This is a genomic window from Bacillus tequilensis KCTC 13622 (assembly GCF_000507145.1).
GTDB classification, from domain to species: Bacteria; Bacillota; Bacilli; order Bacillales; family Bacillaceae; genus Bacillus; species Bacillus tequilensis.
Map to the genome: position 1 here is coordinate 580,713 of NZ_AYTO01000034.1, position 14,360 is coordinate 595,072.

Genomic DNA, 14,360 nt, shown 5'->3' on the forward strand with positions numbered 1-14,360 from the left:
GGTTTCACAGGAAAATGATTTTCAGTGATGATGGATCTCAGAAGGTATTTGTAACGTTTTATTGAATGGAAGATAAAAAATGAGCAGGCGTTTGCATTTTGAATTGGGAAATAAAAAAGGTAAAATAATCAGATGCAGGGACATAGGAGGGACTTAGATGTCTATATATCATATGAAGGTACGAACCATAACAGGAAAAGACATGACACTTCAGCCTTTTGCCGGGAAGGTATTGATGATCGTGAATACAGCAAGTAAATGCGGGTTTACTCCTCAACTAAAGCAGCTACAGGAGTTATATGATACATATCAGCAGGAGGGCTTGGAGATTCTAGGGTTTCCTTGCAATCAATTTATGAACCAAGAGCCTGGCGACGAGACAGACATACAAAATTTTTGTGAAACAAATTACGGGGTTACGTTTCCTTTGTTCTCAAAAGTGGAAGTTAATGGAAAAAACGCCCACCCGCTGTTTGTGTATTTAACAGAGCATGCGAAAGGGATGCTGGGAACTAAGGCAATCAAGTGGAATTTCACGAAGTTTATAGTGGACAGAAACGGAGAAATCGCTGGCCGTTTTTCTCCAAATACAAATCCGAAAGAGCTGGAAGACGCTATCGTGAAGCTGCTAGGGACATAAAGAGGGTGTCTTTATGAAAAAGATAAAGCAAGCAGAGCAGATCAGGACATGGGTTCAATCAGTCCTAACAGGCGAAAGCTCTGGACATGATTGGCATCATGTATCAAGAGTTGCGGATCTTGCTGTATATATTGGAGAAAAGGAAAAAGCGGATTTGTTCATTGTTGAAACGGCGGCGCTCGTTCACGATGTAATTGATATTAAACTCCCTGACACGGTCAGGCTTTCAGTGAGCGAAGTATATGAACAGCTCGTTTTTTTCGGAGTTGGAAAAGAGGATGCCGACAGAGTGATTCACATTATCACAAGGATGTCCTTTCGAGACAGAGAAAAGCTGGCGGACGAGCCGCTCTCAATTGAAGGGAAAGCCGTACAGGACGCTGACAGACTTGATGCATTAGGTGCTGTCGGTATTGCGAGAACGTTTATGTTTGCGGGCGCAAAAGGGCACAGCCTTTATGGAGATGATAAAAGCGCGTACGCTCATTTTTTTCATAAACTGCTGCGGCTGAAAGATATGATGAATACAGACACCGCACGGGAACTTGCGGAAGAAAGACATGATTTTATGCTTCAGTTTGTCCGTCAATTAGAAAAAGACGTACCAGGTATTGAAGCCAAAACGTCGTAATAGAAGGCTTGGAGCGACTATGATAGAATAATTCACAGATATGCTATAGGAGGACGATCATGAAGATAAAATCAATTGAACCTACGCCAAGCCCGAATACAATGAAGGTCATCTTAACGGAGGAGCTTCCGGCGGGGAAAAGCAATAACTATAAACCGGATCAAGCAGAAGGCGCACCGCCTGTTATAGCGGAGATCCTTAATATAGAAGGAGTCAAAGGGGTATATCACGTCGCTGATTTTCTCGCTGTTGAACGGAACGCAAGATACGACTGGAAAGACATCTTACCGCAAGTCCGCACTTCGTTTGGAATGGAAAGTGCAGAAAGCGCGGAACAAAACCGCTCTGACCAAGAGTCTTTTGGAGAAGTGAAAGTATTTGTACAGATGTTCAGCGGCATCCCAATGCAGGTCAAATTGACGGATGGGGAACGGGAAGAGCGCTTCGGCTTGCCTGAACGCTTTCAGCAGGCAATCTTAAAACTCAGATCTGAAGCTTCAAATGTTGTATTTGAGCGTGCCTGGAAAGAACAGGGCGTCCGATTCGGCGATTTTAATGAAATCGGTCATGACGTGACAGAAGAGCTTCAGGCTGCATATAGTGATGAACGGCTGAAACGGCTGACAGAAGCAGCTGCTCAAGGAACGGGCGAAGCAAAACAATTTGTACAGCGCAAAGCGTATAAAGTAACGCTCGACATGATGGATGATGAGGACTGGAAAAAGCGTTATGCACATCTGGAGCAGATGGATCCGAAAGAGGAGGATATCCCGGTTTTACAGAAGGCATTGGATGATCCGAAGGTGTCTATCAGAAGACAAGCTGTTGTGTACTTAGGAATGATTGAAACACCTGATGTCCTGCCTCTATTGTATAAAGCGCTTGAGGACAAATCTGTCTCAGTCAGAAGAACGGCCGGAGACTGCCTGTCGGATATCGGTGACCCTCAAGCCATTCCTGCTATGATCAAATCGTTAAGCGACTCCAGCAAGCTTGTTCGCTGGCGTGCGGCTATGTTCCTGTATGAAGTCGGCGATGAAAGTGCAATTGAAGCTTTGCGCGCTGCCGAAGACGATCCCGAATTCGAGGTCAGCCTTCAAGTGAAAATGGCGCTTGAACGGATTGAGCATGGAGAAGAAGCAAAAGGTTCAGTTTGGAAACAAATGACAGAAAGCAGAAAAAAAGGTGAATGAAAGAATGAAAAAGGTGCAGATCAGGCACCTTTTTTATGTGAATTCACTTTTTATAAAAATTATTGCGAATATTGTTGAAAAATATCCGAAAACTATTTATAGTAAGTAACAATATTAATAGTTGGAGGGTTCACATCGACAGAAAGCTATATAAATATAAAAACATGCAGGAAACAATCAAGGAGAGGGCAGCCGGATTGTCATCTATTCACAAAAACAGCCCAAAAATAAACTGAAAATTGTTAAAATAAAATCCAGTCTAACAATTAAAAGTATTTAGGAGGATCACCATGGCAGAATTACGCAGTAACATGATCACACAAGGAATCGATAGAGCTCCGCACCGCAGTTTGCTTCGCGCAGCAGGTGTAAAAGAAGAGGATTTTGGCAAACCATTTATCGCGGTTTGTAATTCATACATTGATATCGTTCCCGGTCATGTTCACTTGCAAGAGTTTGGAAAAATCGTAAAAGAAGCAATCAGAGAAGCAGGGGGCGTACCGTTTGAATTTAATACCATCGGAGTAGATGACGGAATCGCGATGGGGCATATCGGTATGAGATATTCGCTGCCGAGCCGTGAAATCATCGCGGACTCTGTTGAAACGGTTGTATCTGCGCACTGGTTTGACGGAATGGTCTGTATTCCGAACTGTGACAAAATCACGCCGGGAATGCTTATGGCGGCAATGCGCATCAACATTCCGACCATTTTTGTCAGCGGCGGACCGATGGCGGCAGGAAGAACAAGTGACGGGCGGAAAATCTCCCTTTCCTCTGTATTTGAAGGGGTAGGCGCTTATCAAGCCGGAAAAATCAACGAAAGCGAGCTTCAAGAATTAGAGCAGTTCGGATGCCCGACGTGCGGATCTTGCTCCGGCATGTTTACGGCGAACTCAATGAACTGTCTGTCAGAAGCACTTGGTCTTGCTTTGCCGGGGAACGGAACCATTCTCGCGACATCACCGGAACGAAGAGAGTTTGTCAGAAAATCGGCTGCTCAATTAATGGAAACCATCCGCAAAGATATCAAACCGCGTGATATCGTGACAGTAAAAGCGATTGATAACGCGTTTGCACTCGATATGGCGCTTGGCGGTTCAACAAATACCGTGCTCCATACGCTTGCCCTTGCAAACGAAGCCGGCGTTGAATACTCTTTAGAACGCATTAACGAAGTTGCTGAGCGTGTGCCGCACTTGGCCAAGCTGGCGCCCGCATCAGATGTGTATATTGAAGATCTCCATGAAGCGGGCGGTGTGTCAGCTGCGCTGAATGAGCTTTCCAAGAAAGAAGGAGCGCTTCATTTAGATGCGCTGACTGTTACAGGAAAAACACTTGGAGAAACCATCGCCGGACATGAAGTAAAGGATTATGACGTCATTCATCCGCTGGAGAAACCATTCACTGAAAAGGGCGGCCTTGCCGTTTTATTTGGCAATTTGGCTCCAGACGGCGCTATCATTAAAACAGGCGGTGTACAGAACGGAATTACGAGACACGAAGGACCGGCTGTCGTATTTGATTCTCAGGATGAGGCGCTTGACGGCATTATCAACCGGAAAGTAAAAGAAGGCGATGTCGTCATCATTCGATACGAAGGGCCAAAAGGCGGACCAGGCATGCCGGAAATGCTTGCGCCTACATCTCAAATTGTAGGAATGGGACTAGGACCAAAAGTAGCATTGATTACGGACGGGCGTTTTTCCGGAGCATCTCGGGGACTCTCAATCGGTCACGTATCACCAGAGGCCGCAGAGGGAGGACCGCTAGCCTTTGTTGAAAACGGAGACCACATCATCGTAGATATTGAAAAACGTATCTTGGATGTACAAGTGCCGGAGGAAGAATGGGAAAAACGGAAAGCGAACTGGAAAGGATTTGAACCAAAAGTGAAAACCGGCTATTTGGCACGTTATTCTAAACTTGTGACAAGCGCCAACACCGGCGGTATCATGAAAATTTAGGCAGCGGGAATTACTTTCTCCTAATGTAAGTTGTGAACATTTGAAATCCGGCCCTCTCTATAGTATCCTTTACTTCAGAAGAAGGATACTAGAGGGGGCTTTTTTTATGTCAATGGCTTATGAAGAATATATGCGCCAGCTTGTCGTACCGATGCGCCGCGAGCTGACCGGAGCTGGTTTTGAAGAATTAACAACAGCGGAAGAAGTAGAAAACTTTATGGAAAATGCTGAGGGAACAACTCTTGTAGTCGTAAACTCTGTGTGCGGCTGCGCGGCAGGTCTTGCACGTCCTGCGGCAACACAGGCAGTCCTTCAGAATGACAAAACACCTGACAATACGGTGACTGTATTTGCTGGCCAAGATAAAGATGCCACAGCAAAAATGCGTGAGTATTTTACTGGCCAGGAGCCTTCTTCACCGTCGATGGCTCTTTTAAAAGGCAAAGAAGTTGTACATTTTATTCCGCGTCATGAAATTGAAGGACACGATATGGAAGAAATCATGAAAAACCTGACTGCTGCCTTCGATGCGCACTGCTAAATGCCCGTTTTCCGGGCATTTTCTTTTTGGGAGTATAGAAGATGATAACAACAAGCTATAGACCGTCCGAACACACCATAAAAACCGCAAAGCGGCTTTCTAAAGAGCTGAATATGCCATATTGCAGCCGAAATAAACAAACGGTTGAACATCTGCTGAAGTCAGCTGAACGTGATTTGCTTGTGGTCGGAAAAGAGCGGTTTGAACTTTATACGAAACAAGGAGCCAAATTCTTTTTTCACCCGAATACAGCGATGTTCAGAGCCAAACGCTTCATTCGGGGCGAGCAGGAACCGATGCTTCGGGCAGCTGGTTTATCGGAAGGAGACACGTTTTTAGATTGCACACTCGGGCTGGGTTCTGATGCCATTATCGCAAGTATGGCAGTAGGCGAAACGGGTTCTGTCATTGGGATTGAACAGAACCATCTTGTGTCCGTTTTGGTGAGGACGGGACTTCATTCATGGGAAACGGACATAGCTGAGCTTCAAGCTGCAATGAGAAGAATCCAAGTGAAGCATGGAGATTGTTTTGAATACATTAGGCAGCTTCCTGACGACTCTGTTGATGTGGTTTATTTCGATCCAATGTTTCATGAGCCTGTAGAGACGTCTGATGGTATCGCGCCTTTACGGGATTTGGCAGAGGATTCAGTTTTGCATGAAGGGTATATCAAAGAAGCGGTGCGTGCCGCCAGAAAATGCGTGGTGTTAAAAGATCACTGGAAAAGTCCGCGATTTGAACAATTTGGTTTTCACGTTATGAAAAGAAAAACCGCACTGTTTCATTACGGCGTCATTCAAGCCGCAAACAAAACAAGCCCGTGATATTATGATATCACGGGCTTTCTGTTAATCGGTGACTTCCATGACGACAAAGTATAACAATGTTAAGAGTGAAACTGTGGCAAACAAGGCGTCAATCATGCGGAAAGCCTCCTTTCAGAGAATATTGTAAGCGTTTTTACAAAAAACGCAAAGCAACGAATCTCCTAATTTGCATATCAAAGTCATATAGTACATGACTTGCATGTTTCAGGTGTGCTAAAATAAAAGAAAGATGACAATAAAATAGAGAGGATTAAGCAGTCATGAAATTGTGGATGAGAAAGACCCTTGTGGTTTTATTTACCATCGTAACGTTCGGGCTCGTATCTCCTCCGGCTGCTCTTATGGCGGACAAGCCCTCCGGACAGCCGAGCAGTGTTGAGCAGAATGAATACACCGCTTTTTATGATGAGCATGACCTGTACGATGATTATGAGTCGGAAAACAGGCGGGACCCTGAGCTGCTGTTTCAATCGTACAAGGAACAGCTTATTGACAGTGCCGAGGATCAGTCCTTTTTGAAATTCGGCAGCAAAATCTCTCCGGTCATTGAGGATGACTACCGGAAAGAGATCCTCCCGAAAATTGAAAATGTGATTAGTGATTATTTAGCGACATTGCAAGATGATGAGGCGTATCAAGATGTGGTGATCTCAAGCACGCCTTCAGCTGGAAAAACGGAAAAGATTTTCAACGTATACAATCGGGCGACTGGAGAGGACCTCCTTAGATTCCATGTGCGGAGAGACCATCCGCCTCATGACGGCTACTGGTTTAATTTTCACTATCATACAGCAGAAGATGGATTTCAATCACATCATGAGCTTGGGAGCATTTACTGGGACCGCAACACGCCTCCCAACTGGATGAGTGCCTAAAGGAGATGCCATTAGACATGAAAAAGTACACAATGAATGAAATGGTCGATATAACAAAAGATATGCTGAACAAACGGGGCGTTATGATAGAAGATATTGCACATATTGTTCAAAAACTTCAGGAAAAATACAATCCCAACCTGCCGCTCAGTGTTTGCATGGAGAATGTGGAAAAAGTCCTGAATAAACGTGAAATTATTCATGCTGTTTTGACAGGCCTTGCGCTCGATCAGCTTGCTGAACAGAAACTTCTCCCTGAACCGCTGCAGCATCTTGTTGAAACGGATGAACCGCTTTACGGCATAGATGAAATTATCCCGCTTTCAATCGTTAATGTGTACGGGTCGATCGGTTTAACCAATTTCGGTTATTTGGATAAAGAGAAGATTGGAATTATTAAGGAACTTGATGAAAGTCCAGACGGTATTCACACTTTTTTGGATGACATTGTGGCAGCTCTTGCTGCAGCAGCGGCGAGCAGAATTGCTCATACACATCAGGATCTGCAAGATGAGGAAAAAGAACAGGGTGAAAAACCTGTCGTCAGCTAACGATAAAAAAATCATTTCTGAGTTCAGAAATGATTTTTTATTGTGTTACACTACTAGAAGACTACTTTTAAAGGATGAAAAAAATGAAACAGTATCAGGATTTATGCAGGTATGTTTTAGAGCATGGTGAGAAAAAGGGAGACCGGACAGGGACTGGAACAATCAGCACTTTCGGATATCAAATGCGATTTAATTTACAAGAGGGCTTTCCGATGCTCACCACTAAAAAACTCCACTTTAAATCGATTGCGCATGAACTGCTGTGGTTCTTAAAAGGAGATACGAATGTACGTTATCTGCAGGACAACGGAGTGCGGATCTGGAATGAGTGGGCTGATGAAAATGGTGAACTTGGACCTGTATACGGTTCACAATGGCGGTCTTGGCGGGGGGCTGACGGCGAAACTGTTGATCAAATTTCCCGTCTTATTGAAGAGATTAAGACAAATCCGAACTCCAGACGCTTAATCGTCAGCGCTTGGAATGTTGGTGAAATTGATAAAATGGCATTGCCGCCGTGCCATTGCCTGTTCCAATTCTACGTGTCTGACGGCAAGCTGTCCTGTCAGCTATATCAGCGCTCAGCCGATGTTTTCTTAGGTGTGCCGTTTAATATTGCTTCTTATGCCCTTTTAACTATGATGATTGCTCATGTGACTGGGCTAGAACCGGGCGAATTCATCCATACATTTGGTGATGTCCATATCTATCAAAATCATATTGAACAAGTCAATTTGCAGCTGGCAAGAGACGTTCGATCGCTTCCAAAGCTTCGTTTCGCCAGAGAGGTTGATTCTATTTTCAACTTTGCATTTGAGGACTTTATCATTGAGGATTATGATCCGCATCCTCATATAAAAGGAGCGGTCAGCGTATGATTTCATTCATTTTTGCAATGGATGCCAACAGGCTTATCGGCAAAGATAATGATTTGCCGTGGCATTTACCCAATGATCTGGCATACTTTAAGAAAGTAACATCGGGTCACTCAATCATTATGGGCCGGAAAACATTTGAATCGATCGGACGTCCGCTTCCAAATCGGAAAAATATTGTCGTTACATCTGCGCCTGCTTCAGAATTTCCGGGGTGCACGGTTGTCAGTTCATTGAAGGATGTACTGGACATTTGTACAGGCTCTGAAGAATGCTTTGTAATCGGAGGGGCTCAGCTCTATACAGCACTGTTCCCTTATGCAGACAGATTGTATATGACGAAAATTCATCACGAGTTTGAGGGTGACCGTCACTTCCCCGATTTTGATGAAACCAATTGGAAGCTGGTTTCTTCTGAGCAGGGGATCAAGGACGAAAAAAACCCGTACGATTACGAATTTTTAACGTATGAAAAAAAGAATTCTTCTGAAGCGGGAGGATTTTAATTGGTTCGCTGCAGCTGGTTAGTGATTTATATTGTGTATATGCTGTTAAAAAATATGAAACAATTATTTAATCAAAGGATGCTTGACCCTCGTCTGTCATACAAAAAGCAGATGACTCTTGTCTACGAGCAGCCAAAGGCGTTTTTGGAGGGCTGCATCGGCATCACCGGCTCAGTTGTGACGATCCATCAGCCTGAGCCAATCCCCGAAGGTCCTGTTTTGTATGTGCATCCACGTTTGCGTTTAGCTGAACTGGCCTTAATTGCTGGATATATTGAGGAGCCGGCCGGATTTATTGCCAATCCAACATTATTTCGCTTGCCTTTTATCGGACAGTGGCTTAAACGGATGGATGTGATTGCAGGCGGCAGTTCAGAAAAGGTGTATGAAGATCTGACGAAACAGCTGGAAAAAGGACAAAGTCTGATTCTTTCATTAGATGGTTGTATAGATCCTGTTGAACTTGCGGCCCACTGCCATCTTCCGTTGGTGTTGGTGGAAACAAAAGGAACAGATGACATGCAAAAGGGGTCGTTTTTTAAACGTTTAACACCCGCAGATGTTGAATTGTCCTTTTCAAAAGCTTATATACCTGCAAATGAAAAACAATTGCGTGCATAAAAAAGCGCAGTCTTTAAGACTGCGCTTTTCTGTTACGAAATGAACGGCACCTTCACACAATAAAACAGCACACAGAAAAACATTGCAGCGCTTCCGCCTAATACAAAACTGTGCCAAATGGCGTGGTGGAAGGGGACCTTTTTCCAAATGTAAAAGATCGTCCCGACAGAGTATAAAATGCCGCCGAGAAAAAGAAGGCTGAATCCCGCTCCGCTCAGTGAAGCGTACAAAGGTTTAACCGCGATAATCATCAGCCACCCCATGATCAAATACACCAAGGTTGACAATAGGATAAAGCGTTTCACAAAGAAAATTTTAAAAACGATTCCCCCCAGGGCAAGAGACCATACGATAGCCAGCAGAGTGAAGCCGAGCGTGCCTTTCAGCGGTCCGAGCAAAAAAGGCGTATAGGTTCCTGCGATCAGAACGTAAATGGCGCTATGATCAATAATCTCCAAAATGTCCTTCGTCTTTTTATGTGTAATGCTGTGAAGCAGTGTGGAGCTCAAATATAACAGCAGCATAGAGATACCGAATATCGTAAAGCTGACGATGTCCCATGCGGACCCGTAATCGGTCGCAAAAATGACCAGAAACACTAATGCAGGTATAGATAGAAGCACACCGATACCGTGTGTAATGGCATTGGCGATTTCTTCTTTGATTGTAAACAAGTGAATTCTCCTTTCGATCGCTAGATCATTTGATTTTTGAGCGTTTCTAAAAAGTCCAAGCCCTCTAAAGTAATTTTAGTTCCGGCCCGTCCGCGGCTTTTGGTGACATAATCTTTCTTCTCCAAATAATCGAGGCGGCTTCTAACCTGCTGAGGAGTTAACGAAGTTTGGGTATTTTTACTGTGCTCAGAAATGATCCGTCTGCTGGCAGGTTCTCCTTTTTCGTTTAATGCTTTTATTGTTTCCAAAATAAACAAAAACTCGGCTTTTTCCATTAAAGTCAGCAGCTTCGCTTTTTTCTTCGATGTTTTTCCGTCTATTGCCCCCCTAATGTATGGAGGCAGGTCATAAGGATGGATCGTTCCTCCGCTTGATACTGCCGCCATATAATCTGCGGCGTTTTTTAATTCTCTGACATTGCCTTCAAAAGTGTGCTGTTCAAGCATTGGAAAGACGGTGGGCTCGATTAACAATTGCTGACCGGAATTTGTGAGAAAAAACTGAGTCAAAAGCGGTATATCGCTTTTTCGTTCAGATAATTCGGGCAGTGTGAGTGTTAAAATGTTCAGTCTGTAAAATAAGTCTTGCCTGAATGTATGATCCGTGCATTCATCTGTGGAAGCACAGATTATTCGCGGTTTCTCCATGTCTGAATCAAGCGCTTTTAGAAGCTGAGCTTGTACAGAAGCCGGCATGTGCCATACTTCATCAAGAAAAAGGGTTCCTCGTGCCGTTTTCTGAAAAGCGCCGGAGTTTCCATTTGAGCCAAAAAGCTCTTGCATAAGGCTTTCTTCCGAATGGGTGCTGCAATTGACGCTGATAAATGGTTCGCTGCTTCTTGATGATCCCAGATGTATTGCTTGTGCGAAGTGATCTTTTCCTGTTCCAATTTTTCCTGTTATGAGGACAGGGAGCTCCGATAATGAGAACTGCTTGGCGATTCGTTTCGCTTCCAGAAAAGTTTGATGTTCTCCGATTAGATGTTGAAATGTGTTAAGTATTGGTGCGGCAATCATTAATTGGCTCCTTTTGGTTCTAATTGGTTTTATTATATCATGTCTTTTGGTTAAAAACATCTTATATTTGTGATCAATTTTTTTCTTAGGTTTGCAGAATGCCGCTGATTCAGATGTTTCAACAAGGTGCGCTAAACGTCGTCTGTATTTTTTTAATAATTAAATAAAATAATTGTCTTATTTTTTGAATATTCATGTTATAATGGCATATTAAATAGGGATTTAAAACAAGAAAGGAATCTGTACATGAAACCGTTGCTTAAAGAAAACTCTCTCATCCAAGTGAAAGACATTTTGAAGGCTCATCAAAACGTGAAGGATGTTGTCATTCACACACCTTTGCAAAGGAATGACAGACTTTCTGAGAGATATGAATGCAATATCTATTTGAAACGTGAAGACTTGCAAGTTGTCAGATCTTTTAAGCTCAGAGGGGCTTATCATAAAATCAAACAGCTTTCCAGCGAGCAGACAAAGAACGGAGTTGTGTGTGCGAGTGCCGGAAACCACGCTCAAGGCGTGGCATTCTCGTGTAAACACCTTGGCATTCATGGGAAGATTTTTATGCCGTCTACAACACCGAGACAAAAAGTATCTCAAGTTGAACTATTCGGAAAAGGATATATCGATATTATTTTGACAGGGGATACGTTTGACGACGCGTATAAAAGTGCTGTTGAATGCTGTGAGGCGGAATCTCGGACATTTATCCATCCGTTCGATGATCCGGATGTGATGGCCGGTCAGGGAACGCTGGCGGTCGAGATTTTAAACGATATTGATACAGAACCGCATTTTCTTTTTGCAAGTGTCGGGGGAGGCGGTCTTCTTTCAGGAGCAGGCACATATTTAAAAAATGTGTCACCTGATACAAAGGTAATTGCTGTTGAGCCGAAGGGAGCGGCATCCTATTTTGAATCAAACAAAGCCGGGCATGTCGTCACACTTGATAAAATTGATAAGTTTGTAGATGGAGCAGCTGTTAAAAAAATTGGAGAGAAAACGTTCCGGACACTGGAAACCGTCGTCGATGACATTCTCCTTGTGCCTGAAGGGAAAGTATGTACATCCATTCTTGAATTATATAACGAATGTGCGATTGTTGCGGAACCGGCTGGAGCTCTTTCTGTCGCAGCGCTTGATTTGTACAAGGATGAAATTAAAGGCAAAAATGTGGTGTGTGTGGTCAGCGGAGGCAATAACGATATCGGAAGAATGCAGGAAATGAAGGAGCGGTCCTTGATTTTTGAAGGACTTCAGCATTATTTTATCGTCAATTTTCCGCAAAGAGCGGGGGCGCTCCGCGAATTTCTTGACGAAGTCCTCGGGCCTAATGATGACATTACAAGATTTGAATATACGAAGAAAAATAATAAAAGCAACGGACCTGCTCTTGTCGGCATCGAGCTGCAGAACAAGGCCGACTATGGTCCCCTGATTGAACGGATGAACAGAAAACCGTTTCATTATGTAGAGGTGAATAAGGACGAGGACTTGTTCCATCTGCTGATCTAATTTTTTGACACAACCGCGTAAAATGACAGACAGCCCGGCTGGCATTGTATATAATAGAAGAAAAACAAAAAAGAGGATTGATAGCTTGTTACTCAAAAGCCTAGAGTTCAAACGCAGTGACGGGATTCAGGTGAAAGTGACAGAAATACCTGTATTAAAGGAAGATGAGCACTATTTCTTTATGTTACATCACCATTTGCAATTCTACTTAAAAGAAGTGTTTTCATCAAACAGCAGGGCAAAAGTATATTCATTCCGACAATATATGAAGCGCCGGATGAAATGGGCAGATTATCAGGCTGTTTTTCATCAAGAGGTGCTAAAGCACAACGCGTAATTGCCGTTAATACCTGTGTGTCCCCCTATTGTAACCGTTGATTGGGAGGCATGCAGGATTTTTTTTGCCCGGTATCGAATATAAACATGGGGCGCAGCGGGTAAGGGTGGTTTCAGAAAGCGTTTTTATGCTGGCGGGAAAGGGTGAATGTCATGAAGGTAATCAAGGGTTTAGCGGCAGGGCTGTTTTTTCTGCTTTTGTGTGCCTGTGGAGGACAGCAGATTAAAGATCCGCTCAATTACGAGGTGGAGCCTTTTACATTTCAGAACCAAGACGGCAAGACCGTTTCGTTAGAAAGTTTAAAAGGAGAAGTATGGCTGGCGGATTTTATCTTTACCAATTGTGAAACTGTGTGTCCGCCGATGACTGCTCATATGACCGAGCTGCAAAAAAAGCTGAAAGCTGAGAATATAGATGTCCGTATCGTTTCGTTTAGCGTTGATCCAGAAAACGATAAGCCGAAACAGCTGAAGAAATTTGCTGCAAACTATCCATTATCTTTTGATAACTGGGATTTCCTCACGGGATACAGCCAGAGGGAGATTGAGGAGTTCGCGCTAAAGAGTTTTAAAGCGATTGTGAAAAAAACGGAGGGCGAGGACCAAGTCATTCATTATTCTACTTTTTATTTAGTAGGCCCGGACGGCAAGGTGCTGAAAGATTATAATGGAGTGGAAAATACACCCTACGATGACATTATTGCCGATGTGAAATCAGCCAGTGCCCTCAAGTAAGCTGGCAGACTAGGCATTTTCAAATCTTCTAAAACATGATACACTTTCCACTAGTAGAATGGGAAGGAGCAACAAGATTGAAGCTGCGCATTTTTTCACTCATGGCCAGTATGATTTTGCTTCTTACTGCATGTACAAGCGTACGTACAGCATCTGAGGGAAAACAAAAAGCACATGAACCGAAAACGAAAGAGCACATTATCATTGCGGCTGTCGGAGATTCGCTGACAGAAGGTGTCGGAGATCCCGAAGGAAAGGGATATGTCGGCATGGTGGCGGATTCTATCCGGTCAGATAGACAAGTCAAAACGGTAGACGTAAAAAATTATGCCGTCAAAGGGAACCGTTCGGATGATTTATTAGAGAAGCTAAAAGATAAAAAGGTTCAAAAAGGCATAAAGGACGCAGATTATGTCTTTTTTACCATTGGCGGTAATGATTTAATGAAAGTTCTTCGCCAAAACTTTCTGCAATTAACCGTTGAACCGTTTCAGGAAGCGGAAAAGCCGTACGAAAAGCGTTTTGAAAAAATTATTTCTGACATTCGGAGGCTGAATGATCACGCTGAGCTGATTTATGTCAGCATGTATAATCCGTTTACGTTTACGTTATCTGAATTAAATGAAATAAACGGAGTCGTCACTGATTGGAACCATATTGCTGAAAAAGAACTCAAAAAAGATAAACAGGCAAAAATCATTCATATCGAAGACCTGTTCAATAAAAAAAGTGACAGCGGCCGAATTTCCGAAGAAGATGATTTTCATCCTAATGGTACGGGTTATTCCCTTATTGCAAAGCGTGTCTATCAAGCCATTAAAAAAGAAGGATTACCGAAAGAGTAGGGTGACATC

Annotated in this window: 17 protein-coding genes; 15 read left to right on the top strand and 2 right to left on the bottom strand. The window is 43.5% G+C overall.

What is annotated here, in order from left to right; genetic code table 11:
* Positions 1–157 precede the first annotated feature (157 nt).
* From V756_RS0114665 to V756_RS0114720, 11 genes are all read left to right on the top strand, one after another.
* A complete protein-coding gene (locus V756_RS0114665; RefSeq protein WP_024715315.1) occupies positions 158–640 on the top strand; it encodes a glutathione peroxidase in 483 nt (160 codons plus the stop codon).
* 13 nt (positions 641–653) lie between these two features.
* Positions 654–1,271 carry an Mn(2+)-dependent (deoxy)ribonucleoside pyrophosphohydrolase gene (gene hdhQ, locus V756_RS0114670; protein WP_024715316.1) on the top strand — a complete coding sequence of 206 codons (618 nt, stop codon included), beginning with the start codon at positions 654–656 and terminating at the stop codon, positions 1,269–1,271.
* Positions 1,272–1,330: 59 nt separating this feature from the next.
* Positions 1,331–2,464 carry a conserved virulence factor C family protein gene (locus V756_RS0114675; RefSeq protein WP_024715317.1) on the top strand — a complete coding sequence of 378 codons (1,134 nt, stop codon included), beginning with the start codon at positions 1,331–1,333 and terminating at the stop codon, positions 2,462–2,464.
* A 290-nt stretch (positions 2,465–2,754) separates the two neighbouring features.
* A complete protein-coding gene (gene ilvD / locus V756_RS0114685; RefSeq protein WP_024715318.1) occupies positions 2,755–4,431 on the top strand; it encodes a dihydroxy-acid dehydratase in 1,677 nt (558 codons plus the stop codon).
* 106 nt (positions 4,432–4,537) lie between these two features.
* The gene (brxA, locus tag V756_RS0114690) at positions 4,538–4,972 is read left to right on the top strand and encodes a bacilliredoxin BrxA (RefSeq protein ID WP_024715319.1); all 435 of its coding nucleotides are present in this window, start codon (positions 4,538–4,540) and stop codon (positions 4,970–4,972) included.
* A gap of 41 nt (positions 4,973–5,013) precedes the next feature.
* Complete coding sequence (locus tag V756_RS0114695; RefSeq protein ID WP_024715320.1) at positions 5,014–5,799, top strand: class I SAM-dependent methyltransferase; 786 nt, start codon at positions 5,014–5,016, stop codon at positions 5,797–5,799.
* A gap of 263 nt (positions 5,800–6,062) precedes the next feature.
* Positions 6,063–6,677, top strand: a complete 615-nt coding sequence (locus tag V756_RS0114700) for a YpjP family protein (protein ID WP_024715321.1) — start codon at positions 6,063–6,065, stop codon at positions 6,675–6,677.
* A 17-nt stretch (positions 6,678–6,694) separates the two neighbouring features.
* Positions 6,695–7,228 carry a phosphatidylglycerophosphatase A family protein gene (locus V756_RS0114705; RefSeq protein ID WP_024715322.1) on the top strand — a complete coding sequence of 178 codons (534 nt, stop codon included), beginning with the start codon at positions 6,695–6,697 and terminating at the stop codon, positions 7,226–7,228.
* Between the two features lie 83 nt (positions 7,229–7,311).
* A complete protein-coding gene (locus V756_RS0114710) occupies positions 7,312–8,106 on the top strand; it encodes a thymidylate synthase (RefSeq protein WP_024715323.1) in 795 nt (264 codons plus the stop codon).
* Positions 8,103–8,609 (top strand): dihydrofolate reductase DfrA, encoded by a 507-nt coding sequence (dfrA, locus tag V756_RS0114715; RefSeq protein WP_024715324.1) that lies wholly within the window; start codon positions 8,103–8,105, stop codon positions 8,607–8,609. The genes V756_RS0114710 and dfrA overlap by 4 nt, the downstream gene beginning before the upstream one ends.
* Complete coding sequence (locus V756_RS0114720; protein WP_024715325.1) at positions 8,610–9,230, top strand: lysophospholipid acyltransferase family protein; 621 nt, start codon at positions 8,610–8,612, stop codon at positions 9,228–9,230.
* Positions 9,231–9,262: 32 nt separating this feature from the next.
* On the opposite strand, the gene trhA is transcribed toward V756_RS0114720, so the two are convergent.
* Positions 9,263–9,904: a PAQR family membrane homeostasis protein TrhA gene (gene trhA / locus V756_RS0114725; RefSeq protein WP_024715326.1), complete on the bottom strand. Its 642-nt coding sequence runs from the start codon at positions 9,902–9,904 to the stop codon at positions 9,263–9,265.
* A 20-nt stretch (positions 9,905–9,924) separates the two neighbouring features.
* Positions 9,925–10,920: a sigma 54-interacting transcriptional regulator gene (locus V756_RS0114730; protein WP_024715327.1), complete on the bottom strand. Its 996-nt coding sequence runs from the start codon at positions 10,918–10,920 to the stop codon at positions 9,925–9,927.
* Between the two features lie 246 nt (positions 10,921–11,166).
* On the opposite strand from V756_RS0114730, the gene ilvA reads away from it, so the two are divergent.
* From ilvA to V756_RS0114750, 4 genes are all read left to right on the top strand, one after another.
* On the top strand, positions 11,167–12,435 hold the full coding sequence (gene ilvA, locus V756_RS0114735; protein WP_024715328.1) for a threonine ammonia-lyase IlvA: 1,269 nt from the start codon (positions 11,167–11,169) through the stop codon (positions 12,433–12,435).
* Positions 12,436–12,520: 85 nt separating this feature from the next.
* On the top strand, positions 12,521–12,772 hold the full coding sequence (locus tag V756_RS0114740; protein ID WP_024715329.1) for a DUF2535 family protein: 252 nt from the start codon (positions 12,521–12,523) through the stop codon (positions 12,770–12,772).
* A gap of 152 nt (positions 12,773–12,924) precedes the next feature.
* Entirely contained in the window at positions 12,925–13,506 is a 582-nt protein-coding gene (gene scuA / locus V756_RS0114745; RefSeq protein WP_024715330.1) for a cytochrome c oxidase assembly accessory protein ScuA, read from the top strand.
* A gap of 77 nt (positions 13,507–13,583) precedes the next feature.
* A complete protein-coding gene (locus tag V756_RS0114750) occupies positions 13,584–14,351 on the top strand; it encodes an SGNH/GDSL hydrolase family protein (RefSeq protein ID WP_024715331.1) in 768 nt (255 codons plus the stop codon).
* Positions 14,352–14,360 lie beyond the last annotated feature (9 nt).